Genomic DNA, 19,423 nt, shown 5'->3' with positions numbered 1-19,423 from the left:
AGAAACCAGAAAACTCTCCGGCACCAGACAATTGGAAAACCGCTCTATTTCTGTCCGGCTAAATTCGTGGGAGATTTCGCGACATATGGAAGGGCGAGCACTCACGCGGCGGAGCGCCGCAGTTGGGTGAATGCTCCGATGTGCCTCGCGCGTGGCATCCTGATGTCGCTTCATCGGCGCGCGCATCATGCAACACGATGAAGCGAGGACGACGTTGTCTTGAGCAACCTGGAACAAGCCGTTTCCCCGGCCGAATTTGATGGGACCGAGAGCAAGGACGGCGCGGCTGCATCCCCGCGGAAACCATTCGAGCTAAGCCGCCGCGGACTGCAACTGCTCTCCTGGCTCGCGCCGGTGACGCTGCTCGTCGTTTGGGAAGTGCTGGCGCAGGCCGGATGGCTGTCGCCGCACGTGTTGCCGGCACCAAGCAAGGTCGTCAGGACGGCGTTCAAGCTTGTGACCACCGGAAGCCTGCTGAATGATCTCGGCATCAGCCTGCTGCGTGCTGTGGCCGGCTTTGCGATCGGCGGCGCCATCGGCTTTGCGCTTGGCACGCTGGTCGGCTTCTCGCGCATCGCGGAGGCCGCAATCGACCGCAGCGTGCAGATGATCCGCGCGATCCCGTTCCTGGCGGCGCTGCCGCTCGTGATCGTCTGGCTCGGCGTTGGAGAGGCCGAGAAGATCTTCCTGGTCGCGCTTGGCGTCACCTTCCCGATCTACATCAACACGACATTAGGAATCCGCCAGGTCGATCCGAAGCTGATCGAGCTCGGACGCATCCAGGGACTTGGCACGCTTGAATTGATCCGGCGGATCATCCTGCCGGGCGCCCTGCCTTCGATCCTGACCGGCGTGCGCTATGCACTCGCGACCGCATGGCTCGCCTTGGTGGTGGCCGAGACCATCGGCGCGCAGTCCGGCATCGGCTTCCTCGCGATGGATGCCCGCGAATTCCTGCGCACGGACGTGATCGTACTGACGATCGTGATCTATGCGCTGATCGGCGTCACTGCGGACGCGATCGCGCGCCTGCTCGAGCGGCGCTTGCTCGCCTGGCACCCGAACTATGGAGGCGCGCGATGACCCTTCATGTCGTGCCCTCCTCCGTTGCCTCGCCCGCGGTGGTGGTGACCAACCTGCGCCGCGCCTATGGCAAGCGCGTGGTGATCGATAACCTCAATCTGCGCATCGAGCGCGGCGAGTTCGTCGCGCTGCTCGGCGAAAGCGGTTGCGGCAAGACCACGCTGCTGCGCGCGCTGGCCGGGCTCGACCCAATCGACGGCGGCCGCATCGTGGCGCCGCGACGGCCGGCTGTCGTGTTCCAGGAGCACCGCCTGCTGCCGTGGGACAGTCTTTGGCGCAACGTGTCGCTCGGGCTTCAGGTGAAGGATCCGCGCGAGCGCGCCGCAGCAGCGCTGGCCGAGGTCGGCCTCGGCGACCGGCTCGATGACTGGCCGCGCAATCTTTCCGGCGGGCAGGCCCAGCGCGTCGCGCTGGCGCGCGCCCTGGTGCAGCAGCCGGAGCTATTGCTGCTCGATGAACCCTTTGCCGCGCTCGACGCGCTGACCCGTATCCGCATGCACGATCTCGTCCGCGAACTGGTGGCAAACCATCGGCCGGGCGTCCTGCTCGTGACACATGACGTGGACGAAGCGATTGCGCTCGCCGACCGCATCCTCGTGATGCGCGAGGGCCGGATCGCGTTTGAGCATCGAACCAAAAGGGATGGCGCTGGCCGCATTGCGCGATCCGAGCTGCTCGCAGAGCTTGGCGTCGTTGCGTCTCACCATACAGCTTGAGCTCTTCGGAAGGACCGTTCATCCATGTCTGACTTCTCGTCTGCAAAGCCCTCCCGCCGACGTTTTCTCGGCTCCGCCGCCGCGGGCCTTGGCGTGCTTGGCGGCTTCGGCTTGCCCAGGACCGCGCGGTCGGCGACCGGCCGCACCACCGATACGGTCCGCCTGACCTGGGGACTCAGCGGCCTCAACCTGATCGCAAAGGAGCGCGGCGAGTTCGACAAGCTCTTGGCAAAGGACGGCATCAAGGTCGAATGGCTGGGACCGTTCCCGAACCATGCCCCGACGCTGCAGGCGGTGACGGGCGGCAGCGCGGACTTCAGCTTCGGCGGCAGCACCACGCCGGCGCTGGCGGCGATCATCGCCGGCTCGCCGCTGGTATTCGCGCAATTCGTCGTTTACGAGCCACGCACCACCGCGATCATCGCCAAGGACGATTCCGGCATCAACAAGATCGAAGATCTCGTCGGCAAATCGGTTGCGGTGAACCGTTCAGGGCTCGGCGAATTCCTTCTGGTCGCAGCTTTGGAGAAGCACAAGGTCGACCGCTCCGCGGTGAAATTCGTCTATCTCAATCCGCCCGACGCGGCGCCGGCGCTGGCCTCCGGCAAGGTCGATGCGTGGTCGATGTGGAGCCCCGGCGTCGACATTGCGCGGCTCGAATACAAGGCGCACGATATCTTCCTGGAGGGGCGCGACCTTGATTTCCAGATCGACTACACCTCCTATCTGACCACCCGCAAATTCGCGACCGACAATCCGGCGCTGGTCCGCGCTGTCAACGACGCCTTCCGCGCCGAGGGCAAATGGATTTCCGAGAACAGCAAGGACGCCGAGTACATCGCGCAGAAGGCGGGCAAGTACAGCGACCAGGTGCGTGACCAGTTCATCGCGCTGCAGCGGAAGTACCGCTACTTTCCGGTCAATGACGAGAAATTTCTCGCCGACTTGCAGAAGGCCGCCGACTGGCTGGTGGCGCGCAAGGTCTTGCCTGAGCCGGTCAAGATCACCGACCACCTCGCGCAACTCTGAACGATCATTCCAACTCCATTCAGGTCAAACGATGAACAAGCCTGTATCTGCACTTTCCTTGGGATCGTCGCACGGTCTCGATCCCCGCTCACCAGATGTTGAAGCGCTCCTGAAACATATTGCCGAAGGCGCCAGCCAGCGCGAGCGCGACCGTGTCCTTCCGTTCCAGGAGATCGACCTGATCCGCAAGGCGCGGCTCGGCGCGCTGCGGCTGCCAACGGCGGCCGGCGGCGCCGGCAGCACGATCCGCGAATTGTTCGAGGTCGTGATCCGCCTTGGCGAGGCCGACGCCAACGTCGCGCATATTCTGCGCAACCACTTCAGCGTGGTCGAGCGTCTGGTGCGCACGCCCAAGGACGAGCAGAGCCGGGAATGGCAGAAGGCGGTCGCGGGAGGCGCCATCATCGGACTTGCGACCACCGAATTGGAAAGCCCGAAGGTCGGCGACATCACGCCCAACACCACGTTGACGCCGGATGAGAACGGCGACTTCCTGCTGAACGGCACGAAATATTACAGCACCGGCACGCTGTATTCGGACTACGTCCTGGTGCGCGCCGCCGATCCGTCCGGAGCGACTGGCGCCACGATCATCCCGGTGAAGCGAGAAGGCGTCGAGCTGATCGACGATTGGGACGGGCTCGGTCAGCGGCTGACGGCAACCGGTACGACCCATTTCCGCAACGTGAAGGTCAAACGGCAGGAGGTCGTGTTCGATGCGCCTGACATCGGCTACGGCGTGCCCTATTCGAACACGTTCGCGCAACTGTTCCTGACTGCGATCGTCGCCGGCATCGCGCGCTCCAGCCTGCGCGAGGCCGCTGCCCTCGTCCGCTCCCGGAAGCGGACCTTCTACTATGCGCCAAGCCAGATCCCGACCGACGATCCGCTGCTGCAGCAGACCGTCGGCCAGATCGCAAGCGGCGCGTTCGCCGCGGAGACCGTCGTGCTCGCGGCGGCCGACGCGCTTGACATCGCGACCGATGCGTTCGACGCGGGTGCCGCCAACGCGGTCGAGGCCGCGCACGAGGCCGCGCTGCTGTCGGCAAAGGCCAAGATCGTGGCGGACGAATTCGCGATCCGCGCCGGCAGCCTGTTGTTCGACGTCGGCGGCGCCTCCGCCACCAAGAAGGTCACCAACTTCGACCGCCACTGGCGCAACGCGCGGACCCTATCCTCACACAACCCAACGACCTTCAAGGCGCGCTCGATCGGACAATACGAGATCAGCGGCACACCGCTGCCGGCGAAGGGCTTCTTCTAGAGCATGCGTCGGAAAAGCCCGCCCCGGGTTGCCGTGCTGACGCCGGAGGAACTCGCTTCGACTTCGACCTGGAGGTGTGATCTCGATCACAAATAAATCGGGCCAACCGCGCTAACGTCCGCCCCGCTTGCTGAATGTCTGCGGGGACAAAATCGATGGACGACGAGTTTTGCAGAGAAAGAGCGCGCGCGGTTCGGGCCATCGCGGAGCAAGCAGATCCATTCATCAAGCGGCGCCTGCTGCAGTTGGCTCACCACTATGAGCGACGCATTCGCCTGTCTGAAGGCAACAAGGATGACAGGGACCCGGATCGGAAGGTGCCGACCGAGTCCCAGATGAAGTCCGCCCCTGGCACCTAGCCCAGCACCGGCAGCGTGATGATCTCGTAGCCGTGGCTGATGCTGCGTTTCAAGACGGGATCTTCAATGACATAATCGAAGCGGCTGGCCGGGCGGATGCCACCCTTGGCAGCGAAAGTGCCGCAGAACATGGCGCAGCCATCGGGCAGTCGGGCAGTGCCAAATCCGCGCTCGATCAGATCGGGCACCGGCAGCATTCCGCTCAGCGCGCCTTCCTGATAAAGCACGCGTTCGCCGTCGATCGTCGCCCAGGATCGCAGCATGATCTGATCCCAGTGGCTTTCGATTTCAGCGAGATCCCACAGCATTGGCGCCACGGGCTTGTCGCACATCTGCTTTGATACCGTGATGTTGTAGGTCTCGACCTTGCGGTCGGTATGATCGGAGCCGACGCCGACGAACGTACGCCCTTCGAATCCAAACAGTACGAACTCAACCTCCCCGCTCGACTCGGTGCCGGTGCATTCAATGCTGCCGGCGGTCGTCAGCCTGCGCGCGGCACATCGGTAATAGATCGGGGTCGAAGCCGGAGGCGCGATGCCGATCGCCGCGAGCTCGGCAATGTGCTTGTCGCGCGCGACCGGATCGCGCCCGGTCCAGCCGGCGATCACCGCCTGCGTGATCGACAGTTTGAGCGGCGTGGTAGCGTTGTTGGCAACCAAAGTGAATTCGATATCGTTCTTCATGTCTGTTCCATGTGGCGTGCTCGATTTTCTTAAGCCGAGCTTTACAGGCTACGATCCGGGGTGAGTTGATTGCGATTGACGCGCAGTTCGATGACGGTCGGCAGATCCGCCCTTGCCGCCCGGGCAAAGGCATCGGGGAATTGATCGTGGTGATCGACGATCTCGCCGTGCGCCCCATACGACTTCGCCAGGGCCCCGAAATCTGGATTCAGCAAGTCCGTGCCGCTCGGCCTGGCCGGAAAATGGTTTTCCTGATGCATCCGGATCGAGCCGTACATGCCGTTGTTGACGATGATGACAATGATCGGAAGCTTGTGCTGAACCGCGGTCGCGAACTCCTGCGACGCCATCATGAAGCAGCCGTCGCCGGCGAGACAGACCACCGTACGCTTCGGGTGACGCAGCTTCGCTGCGATCGCGGCCGGCAGCCCATAGCCCATCGAGCCGGACTTCGGCGCAATCTGGGTACCGAGTTGCCGGTAGCAGTAGTAGCGATGCAGCCAGATCGTGTAGTTCCCGGCGCCATTGGTGACAACGGCATCATCAGGCAGCTCGCGATTGAGATGGGCGATCACCTTGGAGAGATCGAAGCTCGCTGTCGCCGGCCGTGGCGACTGATAATCGACCAGAGCCTGGCGCGACTCCTCGCGCCAGCCAGCCCACGGCTTTGCATCCAGTGGCCGCAGCTTCGCAAGCGCGGCGACGAAATTGGACGATTTCGATTGGATCGCAAGTGTCGGATTATAGGTCCGGCCGAGCTCCTCGGCTCCAGGAAACACGTGGATCAGGACTTGCTTTGGCGTCGGCACGTCGAGCAACAAAAAATGGTTGGTGGTGACATCACCAAGCCTGTCCCCGATCACCAGGAGCAGGTCTGCCGCTTTCACGCGCTCCATCAACGCCTTGCTGCAGCCGAGACTGAGATCGCCGACATAGTGCGGGCTTCGATTGTCGAGCACATCCTGCGACCGGAAGCCTGCAACGACTGGCAGATCGTTGCGCACAACGAACGCGTCGAATTGCTTAGCCGACTCTGGCGTCCAGCCGAGATTGCCGACGATGACGAGCGGCTTTTGCGCTCGACTGAGCAGTTCGCCGACCTGCGCTATTTGCTGATCTGACGGCGCGGTCTCGACAATCTGCGCAGGGAGCGCATCGACGGCCTCGCTCATAGCGCTAAGGACGTCTTCGGGGAGCGACAGCACCACCGGGCCGGGGCGTCCCTGCATCGCGATGTGGACGGCACGATTGACGAACTCGGGAATCTGGTCCGGTGACTCGACCTCGCCGACCCACTTCGTCATGTCGTCGAACGTTCTGACGTAGTTGATCTCCTGGAACGCCTCGCGACCGCGGTGGCTGCGCGGCACCTGTCCGATGATCAGGATCATCGGCGTCGAATCCTGCCAGGCGGTGTGCAACCCGATCGCGGCGTGCATCGCGCCGGGGCCGCGGCTGACGACGCAAACGCCGGGACGTCCGGAAATCTTGCCGTCCGCTTCCGCCATGTGCGAAGCCGTGGCCTCATGACGACAGGTGACGAAGTGGATGCCTGCATCCAGCAGCGAATCGAAAATCGGCAGCGCGCTCTCGCCGGGCACGCCGAACATTCGGTCGATGCCATTGACGCGCAATGCGGAGACCAATAGCTGGCCGCCGCTGCGCAAAGCCGTTACCGGACCGGCCGGTTGCTCCGGATCATGCTTGTTCACGCGCTCGTTCCTGATTGCGTTACGGCGCCTTGCTGGCCGCTCACTCCTGGAAGACTTCGACGCGACGCTGCCGCACCGTCGGCATCATGATCGAGATCAGCAAGGCTGCCGAGATCAGAATCAGCGCGAGACTTATCGGCCGCTGCAGGAAGACCATGGGATCGCCATGCGAGGTGATCAGGCTGCGCCGAAAGTTCTCCTCGACCATGGGTCCGAGCACAAAGCCCATCAACAATGGCGCCGGCTCGGCGTCGAGCTTGCGCAGGACGTAACCCAGCAGGGAAAAGCCGACCGTCATGTAAACGTCAAAACTCGAATTATTCACCGAGTAGACACCGATGGCGCAGACGACGACGATGACCAGATAAAGCAGCCGGTAGGGAACCGCGAGCAAACGAACCCAGATCCCGATCATCGGCAGATTGATGATCACCAGCATTGCGTTGCCGAGGAACATGCTGGCGATCAGGCCCCAGAACAGGTCCGGCTGCCGGGAGATGATCATCGGTCCGGGCGCGATGCCGTGCAGCGTCAACGCACCAACCATCAGCGCCATGGTGGCGCTGGTCGGGATACCCATCGTCAGCAGCGGCACGAACGAAGTCTGCGCCGCAGCGTTGTTGGCGCTTTCCGGCCCCGCCACGCCTTCAATGGCGCCATTGCCGAACCGAGACCGATCTTTGGCGACGCGCTTCTCGAGGGCGTAGGCGGAGAACGACGCGATGGTCGCGCCACCGCCCGGCAGGATGCCGAACAGCGTGCCGAGCGCGGTGCCGCGCAGAACCGCGCCCCATGCCCCTCGCAATGCGCTGAACGACGGCCAGATGGTGCCGATCCGCATCTTGTTGACGATGCGGACCGATGTCCCTTCGAGATTGGAGATCACTTCGGCGACGCCGAAAAGCCCCATGACCAGCGCGACGAAATTGATGCCGTCGGACAGTTCAACAAGGCCGAAGGTCATGCGGGCTTCGCCGGTGTTGAGGTCCATGCCGACCATGCCGAGCAGCAGGCCGAGAAAGATCATCGCGATGGCGCGAAACGCGGAGCCGTTGGCGAGCACCACGGCCGAGACGAGCCCGAGCACCATCAGCGAGAAATAGTCCGGCGAGGCGAACTGCTGCGTCATCAAGGCGAGCGGCGGTCCAAGCAGCGCGATGACGACGGTGCCGATGCATCCCGCGATGAAGGAGCCGATGGCCGCAATCGCGAGCGCCTCGCTCGCCCTGCCCTGCTGGGCCATCTTGTAGCCGTCGATGGCGGTGACCACGGAGGTGGATTCGCCGGGAATGTTGACCAGGATCGCCGTCGTCGACCCGCCATACTGCGCGCCGTAGTAGATGCCAGCCAGCATGATGATCGCGGAGACCGGACTGAGCGCATAGGTCGCCGGCAGCAACAGCGAGATCGTGGCGACCGGACCAAGGCCCGGCAACACACCGATCAACGTGCCGCAGATGGCACCGACCAGGCAGAAGAAGAGATTTATCGGCGTCGCGGCGACGGCGAAGCCATGACCAAGCTGGGCGAAGACATCGGTCATGGCAAGAGGTCCACCGGAATCTTGAGAAGCCACACAAAGATCACGGCCGAGGCCGCCGCGAGCAGCACGCCGCTCACGAGGCTCTGCCGCCAACGCGTCTCGACGGAGGCAAAATGCGCAATGGCCACCTGCGCGAGGATCGCGATGATCAACCCGGCACGCTCGACCAGCACGCCGAAAGCCGTGAACGACAGCAGGATGCAGATCAACGGCCGCAGATGGAACGATCCAAGCGGACTGCCTTCGGCGAGCAGTCCCTTGACGGCGAGGCAAAGCCCCATGCCGAGCAGAACGAGCGCAAGCCCGAGCGGGAAGTAGCCCGGCCCCATCGCCAGGACGGTGCCAACTGAAAGCGTTCGAATATAAAGCAGTGCCACGATCGCAACCGCGATCAGCAGCAAGCCGGAATAGAAGTCGGTATTGTTGCCGCGTCCGGCAGATGACCTCATGCTGATATTGCCTCCCGCTGACCTATCCCGAGGCCAGTCAGTTCTTCTTCTCGGCGATTTCCTTGAGGAGTTCCCGCCACTGCTCGACTTCAGCTGCGATCTGCGCCTTGTATTCGTCAGGCGTGGTGAACACGGTCGAGGCGCCGACCACCGCCATGCTCTTCTTGACCTCGGGGTCCGCCGCCATCTTCTTCAGCACGTCCGACAGTTTGGCGATGATCGGGTCCGGCGTGCTGGCCGGTGCCATCAGGCCGTTCCATGACTCGACGCTGTAGCCCGGCGTCACCGTTTCAGACACCGTCGGCAATTGCGGCGCGAACTCGTTGCGCTTGGCCGACGTCACCGCCAGCGCGCGCACCTTGTTGGCTTCCATCTGCGGCAACGCATCGGTCATGTTGGTGAATGACAAATTGACCTCGCCCGACACTACAGCAGCCGTGGCCGGCGAACCGCCCTTGAACGGAACGTGGGTCATCTTGGTGCCGTTCCGCGCATCGAATAGCTGCACCGAGTAATGCATCAGGCCGCCGGCGCCGCTGGACCCATAGCTCAGCTTGCCGGGGTTGGCTTTGGCATAGGCAACGAGATCCTGCATCGTGTTGATCGGGAGCGACGGGTTGACGATCACGGTCTGCGGAATCGTGCTGACGACACTGACCGGCTTGAAACTCTTCACCGGATCGTACGATGTCGTTTGCGCGACCGGAGCAACCGAAATGGCACCAACGCTGCAGATGCAGAGCGTGTAACCATCGCCCGGCGACTTCGCCACGAGGTCGGAGCCGACAATGCCGCCGCCGCCGGCGCGATTGTCGACGATCACCGTCTGTCCCAATTCCTTCTCGAGATATCGCGCGGTGATGCGCGCGACTGAGTCGGTGTAGCCGCCGGGCGCATAGGGCACGACCAGCTTGATGGTCTTGCTCGGCCACTCCTGCGCCGATGCCGCCGTGGCGCTCAATGCCATGCCTGCCGACAGAATGGCCGCCGCAATTCGCATCATCTTTCGTTTCCCCGCCTGTGATCTATTGAGTGAAGATGGTTCAGGTGATGTTCGATCCCGCAAGGCCGAGAGCGTTCCTGGCGACCGCCTCGCCCGCGGTGAATTCACTGAGCTCTACCGGCGTCGGCGCGAATTCGACCCGCCGGAACTTGTCCTGATCCTCGAACGGCACCGTGGCATCGATGCCGAGCTTGGTACGCACGCCCTCTTTGCTGACGCGCACATATTCGTGGCCGCGCGCACCAGGGATCATGAACAGGTCGGCGGACGCTTCCATCCGCGTCGCCACCGCATATTCCACGTCGATGGGATCGCGGATGTCGATATCGTGGTCGACCACGGTGATGAGATCGAGATCCTTCAACGCACCGAATGCGGCCAAGATCGCGTTGCGCTGAAGCCCGTTGTGCTGACGGCTCTGCTTGTGGACCTGGATCACCGCGTGGAAACGATGCAGGCCACCTGACGTCATCTCGACGTCAGTAACGATTGGAATCGCCGACTGCAGCACTTTCAAAAGGCTGGCTTCGAGTACATATTTCCGCAGGATGATGGTCTCGCGTCCGAAGCCGTTGATGACGTGGTAGATTGGCCGCAGCCGATGCGTGACCGCGGTGATCTTCAGGACCGGCGCGTCGGCCGCCGGCGCGGCGAAGCCGACGAACTCGCCGAATGGCCCCTCGGGAGCGACCTCGTCGGCGAGGATCTCACCTTCGAGGACAAACTCGCTCTCCGCCGGCACCAGGATGTCTTGCGACACTGCCTTACCGACCGTGAGCGGACGGCCCGCGAGCCCGCCCGCGACGGCAAGCTCGTCGGCGCTTTCCGGCATCTGCGAACCCATAGTCGCCGCGGTAAAGTGCAGCGCGAGGTCGGTGCCGATGCAGACCGCGACCGGCAGCGACCTGCCCTGCTCCTTGGCGCGCTCGAACGCCAGCCGCAAGTGACGACCGAAGTCGAGCTTGATCGCGACGCGGTCCGGCCCCAAGAGCTGCAGGCGATGGTAGGAGGCGTTGTAGATGCCAGTGACCGGATCCTTCACCACCACGATGCCGGCGGTGATGTAGCGGCCCGCATCGCCCGGTGCGTGAAACAGCGCGGGTATGATCTTCGTAATGTCGAAGCCGGTGCGCAGCACCACTTCCTGAACAGGAACTTCTTTCACGAGCTCCGGCTTCAGCGGACCACCGAGGGCGCGCTGCACGAGACCGCGGATGCCCCTGAAATCCAGCCCGAAACCCGCTTCGCAGTTTTCTCTCGAACTCAGGAGATTGCCGACGACCGGAACGTCCGCGCCCTTGACCGACGGAAACAGCAGGACCTGCTTGCCGTCGTGCTTCTTCAACATCGAGGCGAGCTCGAGGTGCGGATCGACCGGCTTTTCATAGGTGAGGATGCGGCCACGTTGCGCCAGACGGGCCAGCGCCGAACGGAAACGCGTATCGAGAACTTCAGGCTGCAAGATCGATCCCATCTAAATTACTAAACAAGAATAGCTAAGCAATAAAGCTAGTCAAGCCTGCTTGCTAGGCACGCCGTGCTGAAGATGTGCGCGCCGTGCGCGCAGACTTAGTTGGAAGGTCCAAGCGCTCGATCGACAATCGCGTCGATCAGCGAGAGCTGCGCCGCACTCGGCTCGCCTTGGCGCTCTTGCAGCGCAAAATCAATCACGGCTCGCAATGCGCTGATGATGTCCTTACGCTGCAGTGCACGCGACCGCGCCGGCAGCTTCGCAAGCCATTGCGCGAGCGCTTCATTCTGCAACCGTTCGGCGTACAGTTCGGCCGCCTTGATGCTCGACCGCAATTTCTCGGTCTGCTCGTTAGGCGCCGGCGCTGGTCCCGACTTCAACATCGTGCGGAGCGCGCGCAGCGGAAGCACGACCTGCTCACGCCAGTCGCGGCATGCCGCGTCCATAGCCGTGACATCGGATGGCGTCAGCGCAATCCCACGGCGGACGGCGGCGAATGTCGCCATCAACATCATCATGACGTCGACGCCGCATTCGTTCTGTAATGCAAGGCAGGCATCGGCGATGCCCGGCTCGGCATAAAGCTTCAGCGCAAACGCCCAGCTTTCCGTATCGATTGCGCCCGCCGTGGCGCCCCGCTCCGGCCCAGGCGCCTCGCCGCTCAACGCGACTCCTTGGTGTCGGCAGGTGCAAGCCCCTGCCAACGACTGACCACATCGGTCGAGATATCAAAGAGGTCGAGGACGCGGCCGAGCGTATGGTCGACCATCTGCTCGAGGTTCTCGGGGCGTGCGTAGAACGCGGGCACCGGCGGGTAGACGATGGCGCCGATTTCGGTCGCGGCCACCATCGACTTGAGATGGCCGAGATGCAGCGGCGCCTCGCGCACCATCAGCACAAGCCGGCGACGCTCTTTGAGGACCACGTCGGCGGCGCGGGTCACCAGCGACGACGTCACGCCGCTGGCGATCTCGGCAAGGCTCCGCATCGAGCACGGCGCGATCACCATCCCGAGCGTCTTGAACGAGCCGCTGGAGATCGAGGCGCCGATGTTGTCGACCTGGTGGACAACATCCGCCAAAGCCGTTACGTCCGAAACCTTGACGTCCAGTTCCTGGGTCAGCGTGATCTTTGCCGACCGGCTCATCACCAGATGAGTCTCGATCGGCGTCGACTTCAATAGTTGCAGCAGCCGGACACCATAGATGGCGCCGGATGCTCCGGTGATGCCGACGATCAGACGCCTCGGCTCGCCCTCAGGCGGGATCGAAATAGTGAATCTCCATCAGAAGGCAGCCGGTCACCGACTTGAACGGTCCATGATAGACGCCCGGCGGGCGGCATGCATAGGTATTCGGCTTGAACGACTCGCCGCCATTGCCCTGCTCGTCATTGCCGACGATCAGGTCGCCCGAAAACAGGAACACCTCTTCCCAATATTCGTGCACGAACGGCTTGGTCGTGTAAACGCCCGGCTCGAACCGAAGCAGCCGGGTGCGGCTGCCGCGCTTGTTCACTTCATCCAGGGCGCCCGAGAGGATTTTCTGCTGGATACCGGCCGGATAGCCCGGGGGCGTCTCCCACCCGCTGGACATATCGATGGCGCGAAACTCGTCGTGAAGCTTGTTGATTGCCATTTTTCGACTTTCCTGAAGTTTAGGCGACCGCTCGGGACGATGAAGCCGGTTTTTGGCCATTGGTCAATTCGTCCGTCAGATCGTAGCTCGACAGCATCTTGTCTAGCAACGCCGCCGACTTCTGCCAGTCATAGGTGCGGAAGGCATGCCCCTTGGTGACGAAGGTCGCACCGGCATAGAACATCTCATATTGCGCATGCCGCGAGGCGAATTCCGATCCGACCGCATCCCAGGCAAGCTTGTAGAACTTCACCTTGTCCACCGCGCCGGCGGCCGGCGACTGCTGGGTCTTGCCGATCAGCTTGGCCAGATCCGGATTGTCGAAATCCTTCACGGAGGACGGCAGCATGATCATGCCGCCGCCGGCAAGCTCGCGCAGCGCGTTGATGATCTTGGCATAGAGCTGCTGCGTCATGGTCTGCGCCCCGTAGAGCATCTGCCGATCCGGCACAAAGTAAACGCCGCGCTGCTGGCCCTTGGTCTCCATCGCGACCATGAACGCTTCCACCATGCTGACCTCGGCGGCGAGCTGGCCGAGCGTCTCCTTGACTTGCGGGAAACCGATGATGCCATTGGTTTCCGCGATACGGTGCGCGATTCCCGCAAGGAAGCGCAACTTGATCGAGAGCCGGATCATGGCCTGGTAGTTCTGGTAGACGTGCGCCGGCGTGACGTGGAACTGCTTCTGGCACATCGCGATGTCATCGACGATGAACACCCTGTTCCAGGGCACCTTAACGTCATCGAAATACAGAACCGCATCGTTCTCGTCGAAGCGGCTCGCCAGCGGACTGTCGAACACCGCGCCCGCCCCGGCCTCGTAGGATTTGCGCGAGAGGATCTTGAGCCCCTTGGTGTTCATCGGGATCGCAAAGGAGATCGCGTATTTTTCATCGCCCGGCTGCAACGGCTGGATGCAGGTGACGAACACCTCATTGGCCATGATCCCGCCGGTCGCCAGCATCTTGGCGCCGCGCACAACGATGCCGTCAGCATCGCGCGACACGATGCCCGCGGTCAGGTAGGGATCGGACTGCCCAGCGGCGCTCTTCGAGCGATCGGCCTGCGGATTGATGATGACGTAGGTCAGATAGAGATCGTTGTCGCGCGCGTAGCGGTAATAATCCGCAAGCGCCTTGGCGCGCTCCTTGTCATAGGCCTCGAAGACCTCGAGCCCCATATACATGCCCGCAATGCACGAGGCGACATGATCCGGCGCTCGCCCCATGAAGCCGGCATGCAGCGCTGTCCACGCTTCCAGCCCGCGCCGGCGCCTGACCAGCGCCTCATAGCTGCCCGGCAACTCCCAAATGCGATTGGCGCGGGTGCCGGTGTCGGTCTCAAACGTCATGAGTTCGCGATTTTCCGGCGCGCTTTGGAAGTCGAACATCCGACCGACCGAAGCCACGGCGCCGCGAAACGCCGGATGCGTGGTGACATCGGTCACCAGCTCGCCATCAAGATAAACTTCGCGTCCGTCGCGTAGGCTCGCAATGTGCTGTGCGCCAGTCTTGATCATGAAGGCCTCGAGATCTCCTGGATGGATTTACTAGTAGTGCATTGGAAGCGGCCATTCCGGGCTGCTTTCGGTTCCGGCAAGGCTGCGATAGGCCCCGCGAAAGAATATAAGCGGTTCTTTGGGAGGATGGGCGGAAAACCGCACGACCCTCCCGACGAAGATCACATGGTCACCTCCGTCATACTGCGCGTAAGGCACGCATTCGAAATGCGCCAGCGCGCCGGCGATCAGCGGCGCCGACATATGGCCGATCGTGTGCTCCACCGCAGTCCATTTATCGCCGAGCGCCCGGGCGAATTGGTTCGACAGATGCTCCTGATCGTGCCCCAGGATGTTCACGGCATAACCCTTGGCCTCCGTCATCGCGGCCAGGCTGAAGGCCTTGCGGTCGATCGAGAACAGGATCAGTGGCGGATCGACCGAGACGGAATTGAACGAGCTCATGGTCAGCCCGATCGCACTTCCGTCGGCAGCCTGCGCGGTGATCACGGCAACCCCCGTGGCAAACTGCCCCAACGCCCGGCGGAAGGCACGCGCATCGAGATCTGTGGTTGCGGTCATCAGGAGTCACAAGCCCATAATTAGCTTTATAACAAAGCTATATTATCGAGGTAAAGAGACCGCTGTCAAGCCAGCCGATGCCGATCTTTGCGGCAGCGCAACGCAAGCTGTTCGTGCTTGTGCCAGACGACATATCGCGGCGCAACAGCGAGGAATTCATGCCGAGCAAGACAAGATCCCGGACAGCCAAGACCAATCGGAAGGCACAAAAGCCTGGAATTGAGCCAACGGTCTCGATCCCGCATTTGATGATGGATGGGTCCGACTGGGCCTTTCGGCACTTCATTCACGATGCGCTCGCCTTTTTTACAAGATTGCAGGCGGTACGGAGCCAACTCGGCGCGGTGATCGGTCTGTCCGGAACGCAGTATACGGTGCTGATTGCGGTCGCACATCTGAGCGGCGAGAACAGGAAGATTGGAGTGAACCAGGTCGCCGAACATCTGCACTTCAGCGGCGCCTTCGCCACAATCGAGATCAACAAGCTCGCTGCCGGGGGCCTTGTCCGCAAGCACGTCGATTCGGTGGATCGGCGGAGGGTCATCCTGGCAGTGAGCCCGAAGGGCCGAGCCTTGCTCAGCGAGTTGGCGGCGGTGCAGCGTCCGGTCAATGACATGCTGTTTCGCGGGTTGTCGGCAACCGACTTCCGGAAAATGCGCAAGCTGATGTCCGGCATGGTCTATGCCGCGGACGAGGCGGCACACCTGATCGAGAATAGGTTACGCGGTCGCTAGCGGGCGTTGTGGGATCGTGAGGCTTCATGATTGCCCCCCAGCTCTTGTGGCCCGTTATCCACGTCAGATTGGCGCCTGCCACGTTCTTGCTTCGCAACTAAGCTATTGCCCAAACGTATTTGATGCGGCAGGATTTGCGGCAGCTGGTTTGGGAGAGACTAATCAAATGAAACTCGATGTCAGGCGCCTGCTCTGTTTCACCGATCACAAGGAGGTCGAGGCTGGCCAGCGCCACGCCAGGCCGCTGCGCCGTGTCGCCGCGGTCGCGATCATCCAGAACCCCTATGCCGGCCGCTACGTCGAAGACCTGTCCGAAGGGACCGCTGCCAGCGCGGAGATTGGAGCAGTGCTGGCCAAGCTGGCGCTCGAAGCGCTCGGGCCGCACAAGGCCGAAAGCTATGGCAAGGGCGGGGTCGTCGGCCTCGGCGGCGAACTCGAGCACGCCAACGCCTTGCTGACCACCACCTTTGCGACGCCGCTGCGGGAGGCCGTCGGCGGCGCCAAGGCCTGGATCCCCTCCTTCACGAAACTCGCGGCGCCAGGGTGCCTGATCGACGTTCCGTTGGCCCATAAGGACGCCCTTTACGTCCGCTCACACTACGACGGCGTCTCGGTGACGCTGCCGACCGACGCGCCGGGCGCCGACGAAATCGCGCTGATCATCTGCCTCGCCAATCGCGGCCGCCTCAACGCGCGTGTTGGAGGCCTGTCTGCTGACGCCATCGTCGGCGAGGACGGACTACACTAACCCCAGCGACAGGACTCTCCATGCGCACCGCGATCGTCAACATCGGCACCATCGTGACGGGCGACCTTGCCGCTCCCTTTGCCAAGGGCGACGGCATCTTGATCAATGATGGCAGGATCGTCGAGATCGGAACGCTTTCCGCTGACGCGGTCGCAGCTTGCGATGTGGTGATTGATGCCGCGGGAACGACGGCGGTGCCCGGGTTGATCGACAGCCACGTGCACATCACCTTCGGCGATTACACGCCGCGCCAGCGCGTCGTCGGCTATCTCGAAAGCTATCTGCACGGCGGCACGACGACGGCGATCACCGCATCGGAAGTGCATGTGCCTGGCCGACCGAAGGATGCGGCCGGCGTCAAGGCGTTGGCGCTGGCGGCGCGGGCGTGCTTCCTGGATTATCGTCCCGGCGGCGTGCGGGTTCACGCCGGCTCGGTCATTCTCGAGCCCGGCCTCACCGAGGGTGATCTTGAGGAACTCGCAGGGGCCGGCATCTGGCTCGCCAAGGCAGGGTTCGGCGCCTTCGCCACGCCTTTCGACTATGCACCGCTGATGCAGGCGGCGCGACGATTGGGCATGGTGACGACCATGCACACCGGCGGCTCCTCGATCCCCGGCTCGTCAGGGATCTGGGCCGAGCATGTGCTGGCGTCCAATCCGACCGTGTCCTTTCACGTCAATGGCGGTCCGGTGGCGATGCCGGAAGCGGGCTTTGCCCGGCTGGTCAACGAGAGCACCATTGCCTTGCAGCTTTGCACCGCGGGCAACCTGCGCACCGCGCTCCTGACCGCCAAACTGCTCGGCGAAGCAGGGCAGCCGGAGCGGCTGTTGATCGCCACCGACACGCCGACCGGAAGCGGCATCATGCCGCTCGGCATGTTCTACACGATCAGCCACCTGGCAAGTCTCGGCGGCATGCCGCCGGAACAGGCGATCGCCGCGGCCACCGGCAACAATGCGCGCGTCTATCGGCTCAACACCGGCCTGCTGCAGCCGGGCAAGGAAGCCGACGTGCTCCTGATCGATGCCTGTGCCGGCGGCTCGCAGGATGACGCGTTGTCGGCATTGCGCAACGGCGACGTTCCCGCGGTATCCGCCGTGTTGACGGCAGGCGTTCCGCGCTTTGTCGGTCGCAGCCGCAATACGCCGGCCGGCATCCGCAACGTACGCGTCGCGGAAAACCGCCTGCCCCGCGACTTCTCAGGCGCCGCGCATTAGACCCGACGCGTTTTCTGCGCAGATAAGTCTACGCAATCTGCGTAAACTTGATTGCTATGCGAACCGGTGTCCACCCTCGGATCAAGTCCGAGGGCATGCTTCGCTCGAAAACGCTTCTAGTTCTCGAAATCCGGCAACCGGTACTTGCTCGCCAACCGGTCGGCAAGGCCTGAGGCGCGATCCCAGTCATAGGTGCGATAGCTGTGGCCGCGGGTGACGAACTGCGCACCGGCGTAGAACATCTCGTATTGCAGATGACGCGAGGCGAATTCCGAGCCGACCGCATCCCAGGTCATTTTCAGCATCTTGACCCGCTGCTCGCCGCTCATCGCCGGCGAGATCTGAGTGAGCGAGATGATGTCGGCCAGTTCCGGATTGGCGAAATCCCGCACCGATGACGGCAGCATCAACAGCGCCCCGCCGGCCAGTTCGCGGATGGTGCTGATGATCTGCGGGTACATTTCCTGCGACTGGACCTGCGCCGCATAAAGCAGATGCTTGTTGGGCAGGAAATATTCGCCGCGCATGGCGCCGCCGGCTTCCATGCCGAAAACCATGCCCTCGATCAGCGCCGCCTGCGAGGCGAGCTTGCCGAGCGTATCGACCACTGGCGGAAAATTGATGGTACCGATGGTCTGCGCGATGCCGAGCGCCAGGCCGACCAGAAACCGCAGCTTGACCGAAAGCCGGATCTGCGCCTGGTAGTTCTGATAGATGTGCGCCGGGGTATCATGGAGTTGTGCCCGGCACATGTCGGTGTTGCGCAGCAGGAAGACGCGTTCCCACGGCACCTTGACGTCGTCGAAGAACACCAGGGCATCATTCTCGTCGTAGCGATAGGCCAGCGGATTGTCGTACTCGCTCACCGCGTGCGCCTCGAACGACTTCCGCGACAGCATTTTCAATCCCTTGGTGCCCATCGGCAGCGCACAGGAAAATGCCAGATGCTCCTCACCCGGCCGGAGCGGCTGGCCGGAGCCCACAAACAGCTCATTGGCCATGATCGCACTGGTGGCAAACAGCTTGGCGCCGCGAATGGTGATGCCGGAAGCGTCCTCGTCGACGATGCGGGCCACCATGTCCTCGGCGCCCTTGCCCTGGCTGCCGAATGCCTTGGAGCGGTCGCCCTGCACGTTGTTGATGACGTAGGTCATGAACAGGTCGCTCTTGCGGGCGTAGTCGAACCAGTCGCGAAACGCCTGGGCGCGCTTCGGGTCATAATTTTCGAAAACCTCGATGCCCATCATCATGCCGGACATCGAAGACGCGACGTGGTCCGGCGATCGGCCGAGGTAGCCGCAGGACAATTCGGCCCACTCCACCAGCGCCTTTCGACGCTCGACCAGATCCTCATAGCTCCTGGGGAGCTGCCAGGCGCGGCTGATGCGCCGGCCGCCGCCGACGTCGAAAGTCATCCGCTCCAGATTGTCGGGATGCGCCTGATAATCGTACAGCACGCCGGCCGATTCGACGGCATGACGATAGGCAGGATGCGTCGATACATCGGCGACGCGCTCGCCGTCGAGAAAGACCGCCCTGCCGTCCCGCACGCTTGCGACGTGCTCGGCGCCGTTCTTGACCAAACCGCCCGCAGCCGCCCCGGATGATGCCTCGTCCATCGCGATTCCCCAAAAAACATCGAACAAATGGCACCTCGTGCCAGCCCGATGCAGGATTAGATAGCTAATATCC

At 62.8% G+C, this 19,423-nt stretch carries 20 protein-coding genes; 8 read left to right on the top strand and 12 right to left on the bottom strand.

Features of this window, described 5'->3' with window-relative positions; genetic code table 11:
• The first annotated feature begins 327 nt into the window (after nt 1-327).
• From YY7_RS0103825 to YY7_RS50660, 5 genes are all read left to right on the top strand, one after another.
• Nucleotides 328-1,083 carry an ABC transporter permease subunit gene (locus YY7_RS0103825; protein WP_245287192.1) on the top strand — a complete coding sequence of 252 codons (756 nt, stop codon included), beginning with the start codon at nt 328-330 and terminating at the stop codon, nt 1,081-1,083.
• Entirely contained in the window at nt 1,080-1,799 is a 720-nt protein-coding gene (locus YY7_RS0103820; RefSeq protein WP_028162062.1) for an ABC transporter ATP-binding protein, read from the top strand. Before YY7_RS0103825 ends, YY7_RS0103820 begins: the two co-directional genes overlap by 4 nt.
• Before the next feature lie 24 nt (nt 1,800-1,823).
• Nucleotides 1,824-2,828, top strand: coding sequence for an NrtA/SsuA/CpmA family ABC transporter substrate-binding protein (locus YY7_RS0103815; RefSeq protein ID WP_028162061.1), 1,005 nt, complete (start codon nt 1,824-1,826; stop codon nt 2,826-2,828).
• Between the two features lie 31 nt (nt 2,829-2,859).
• Entirely contained in the window at nt 2,860-4,092 is a 1,233-nt protein-coding gene (locus YY7_RS0103810; RefSeq protein ID WP_028162060.1) for an acyl-CoA dehydrogenase family protein, read from the top strand.
• A gap of 155 nt (nt 4,093-4,247) precedes the next feature.
• Entirely contained in the window at nt 4,248-4,451 is a 204-nt protein-coding gene (locus YY7_RS50660; RefSeq protein WP_035689043.1) for a hypothetical protein, read from the top strand.
• On the opposite strand, the gene YY7_RS0103800 is transcribed toward YY7_RS50660, so the two are convergent.
• From YY7_RS0103800 to YY7_RS0103750, 11 genes are all read right to left on the bottom strand, one after another.
• Nucleotides 4,448-5,137 (bottom strand): DUF2848 domain-containing protein, encoded by a 690-nt coding sequence (locus tag YY7_RS0103800; protein WP_028162059.1) that lies wholly within the window; start codon nt 5,135-5,137, stop codon nt 4,448-4,450. The genes YY7_RS50660 and YY7_RS0103800 overlap by 4 nt on opposite strands.
• Before the next feature lie 41 nt (nt 5,138-5,178).
• Nucleotides 5,179-6,849: a thiamine pyrophosphate-binding protein gene (locus YY7_RS0103795; RefSeq protein WP_051396498.1), complete on the bottom strand. Its 1,671-nt coding sequence runs from the start codon at nt 6,847-6,849 to the stop codon at nt 5,179-5,181.
• Between the two features lie 40 nt (nt 6,850-6,889).
• On the bottom strand, nt 6,890-8,392 hold the full coding sequence (locus tag YY7_RS0103790) for a tripartite tricarboxylate transporter permease (protein ID WP_028162057.1): 1,503 nt from the start codon (nt 8,390-8,392) through the stop codon (nt 6,890-6,892).
• Complete coding sequence (locus tag YY7_RS0103785) at nt 8,389-8,841, bottom strand: tripartite tricarboxylate transporter TctB family protein (protein WP_028162056.1); 453 nt, start codon at nt 8,839-8,841, stop codon at nt 8,389-8,391. Before YY7_RS0103785 ends, YY7_RS0103790 begins: the two co-directional genes overlap by 4 nt.
• A gap of 37 nt (nt 8,842-8,878) precedes the next feature.
• Entirely contained in the window at nt 8,879-9,844 is a 966-nt protein-coding gene (locus YY7_RS0103780; RefSeq protein ID WP_051396497.1) for a Bug family tripartite tricarboxylate transporter substrate binding protein, read from the bottom strand.
• A 40-nt stretch (nt 9,845-9,884) separates the two neighbouring features.
• On the bottom strand, nt 9,885-11,306 hold the full coding sequence (locus tag YY7_RS50655; RefSeq protein WP_196237216.1) for a UbiD family decarboxylase: 1,422 nt from the start codon (nt 11,304-11,306) through the stop codon (nt 9,885-9,887).
• A 107-nt stretch (nt 11,307-11,413) separates the two neighbouring features.
• A complete protein-coding gene (locus tag YY7_RS50650) occupies nt 11,414-11,980 on the bottom strand; it encodes a TIGR02444 family protein (RefSeq protein WP_051396495.1) in 567 nt (188 codons plus the stop codon).
• The gene (locus tag YY7_RS50645) at nt 11,977-12,582 is read right to left on the bottom strand and encodes a UbiX family flavin prenyltransferase (RefSeq protein ID WP_063623347.1); all 606 of its coding nucleotides are present in this window, start codon (nt 12,580-12,582) and stop codon (nt 11,977-11,979) included. The genes YY7_RS50650 and YY7_RS50645 overlap by 4 nt, the downstream gene beginning before the upstream one ends.
• Nucleotides 12,572-12,952: a cupin domain-containing protein gene (locus YY7_RS0103760; RefSeq protein WP_028162054.1), complete on the bottom strand. Its 381-nt coding sequence runs from the start codon at nt 12,950-12,952 to the stop codon at nt 12,572-12,574. Before YY7_RS0103760 ends, YY7_RS50645 begins: the two co-directional genes overlap by 11 nt.
• Before the next feature lie 19 nt (nt 12,953-12,971).
• Nucleotides 12,972-14,471, bottom strand: a complete 1,500-nt coding sequence (locus YY7_RS0103755) for a 4-hydroxyphenylacetate 3-hydroxylase family protein (protein WP_028162053.1) — start codon at nt 14,469-14,471, stop codon at nt 12,972-12,974.
• Nucleotides 14,472-14,501: 30 nt separating this feature from the next.
• Nucleotides 14,502-15,032, bottom strand: a complete 531-nt coding sequence (locus YY7_RS0103750) for a flavin reductase family protein (protein WP_028162052.1) — start codon at nt 15,030-15,032, stop codon at nt 14,502-14,504.
• Nucleotides 15,033-15,109: 77 nt separating this feature from the next.
• Here YY7_RS0103750 and YY7_RS0103745 point away from each other — a divergent pair, with 77 nt between their 5' ends.
• From YY7_RS0103745 to YY7_RS0103735, 3 genes are all read left to right on the top strand, one after another.
• Nucleotides 15,110-15,766, top strand: coding sequence for a MarR family winged helix-turn-helix transcriptional regulator (locus YY7_RS0103745; protein WP_051396493.1), 657 nt, complete (start codon nt 15,110-15,112; stop codon nt 15,764-15,766).
• A gap of 166 nt (nt 15,767-15,932) precedes the next feature.
• Nucleotides 15,933-16,514: an amino acid synthesis family protein gene (locus tag YY7_RS0103740; RefSeq protein ID WP_035689036.1), complete on the top strand. Its 582-nt coding sequence runs from the start codon at nt 15,933-15,935 to the stop codon at nt 16,512-16,514.
• Nucleotides 16,515-16,534: 20 nt separating this feature from the next.
• On the top strand, nt 16,535-17,731 hold the full coding sequence (locus YY7_RS0103735; protein WP_028162049.1) for an amidohydrolase family protein: 1,197 nt from the start codon (nt 16,535-16,537) through the stop codon (nt 17,729-17,731).
• 116 nt (nt 17,732-17,847) lie between these two features.
• Here YY7_RS0103735 and YY7_RS0103730 read toward each other — a convergent pair whose 3' ends face one another.
• Complete coding sequence (locus YY7_RS0103730; protein WP_210164679.1) at nt 17,848-19,350, bottom strand: 4-hydroxyphenylacetate 3-hydroxylase family protein; 1,503 nt, start codon at nt 19,348-19,350, stop codon at nt 17,848-17,850.
• Nucleotides 19,351-19,423: the final 73 nt, after the last annotated feature.

The organism is Bradyrhizobium elkanii WSM2783, from assembly GCF_000472865.1.
GTDB classification, from domain to species: domain Bacteria; phylum Pseudomonadota; class Alphaproteobacteria; order Rhizobiales; family Xanthobacteraceae; genus Bradyrhizobium; species Bradyrhizobium elkanii_A.
This window is presented reverse-complemented; position numbering and strand designations above follow the sequence as displayed.

What these genes read in the sequence shown, in the direction of transcription:
- YY7_RS0103820 (WP_028162062.1), top strand. Translation starts at nt 1,080, where the DNA reads ATGACCCTTCATGTCGTGCCCTCCTCCGTTGCCTCGCCCGCGGTGGTG.
- YY7_RS0103815 (WP_028162061.1), top strand. Translation starts at nt 1,824, where the DNA reads ATGTCTGACTTCTCGTCTGCAAAGCCCTCCCGCCGACGTTTTCTCGGC.
- YY7_RS0103810 (WP_028162060.1), top strand. Translation starts at nt 2,860, where the DNA reads ATGAACAAGCCTGTATCTGCACTTTCCTTGGGATCGTCGCACGGTCTC.
- YY7_RS50660 (WP_035689043.1), top strand. Translation starts at nt 4,248, where the DNA reads ATGGACGACGAGTTTTGCAGAGAAAGAGCGCGCGCGGTTCGGGCCATC.
- YY7_RS0103800 (WP_028162059.1), bottom strand. Translation starts at nt 5,137, where the DNA reads ATGAAGAACGATATCGAATTCACTTTGGTTGCCAACAACGCTACCACG.
- YY7_RS0103790 (WP_028162057.1), bottom strand. Translation starts at nt 8,392, where the DNA reads ATGACCGATGTCTTCGCCCAGCTTGGTCATGGCTTCGCCGTCGCCGCG.
- YY7_RS0103785 (WP_028162056.1), bottom strand. Translation starts at nt 8,841, where the DNA reads ATGAGGTCATCTGCCGGACGCGGCAACAATACCGACTTCTATTCCGGC.
- YY7_RS0103780 (WP_051396497.1), bottom strand. Translation starts at nt 9,844, where the DNA reads ATGATGCGAATTGCGGCGGCCATTCTGTCGGCAGGCATGGCATTGAGC.
- YY7_RS0103760 (WP_028162054.1), bottom strand. Translation starts at nt 12,952, where the DNA reads ATGGCAATCAACAAGCTTCACGACGAGTTTCGCGCCATCGATATGTCC.
- YY7_RS0103755 (WP_028162053.1), bottom strand. Translation starts at nt 14,471, where the DNA reads ATGATCAAGACTGGCGCACAGCACATTGCGAGCCTACGCGACGGACGC.
- YY7_RS0103750 (WP_028162052.1), bottom strand. Translation starts at nt 15,032, where the DNA reads ATGACCGCAACCACAGATCTCGATGCGCGTGCCTTCCGCCGGGCGTTG.
- YY7_RS0103745 (WP_051396493.1), top strand. Translation starts at nt 15,110, where the DNA reads ATGCCGATCTTTGCGGCAGCGCAACGCAAGCTGTTCGTGCTTGTGCCA.
- YY7_RS0103740 (WP_035689036.1), top strand. Translation starts at nt 15,933, where the DNA reads ATGAAACTCGATGTCAGGCGCCTGCTCTGTTTCACCGATCACAAGGAG.
- YY7_RS0103735 (WP_028162049.1), top strand. Translation starts at nt 16,535, where the DNA reads ATGCGCACCGCGATCGTCAACATCGGCACCATCGTGACGGGCGACCTT.
- YY7_RS0103730 (WP_210164679.1), bottom strand. Translation starts at nt 19,350, where the DNA reads ATGGACGAGGCATCATCCGGGGCGGCTGCGGGCGGTTTGGTCAAGAAC.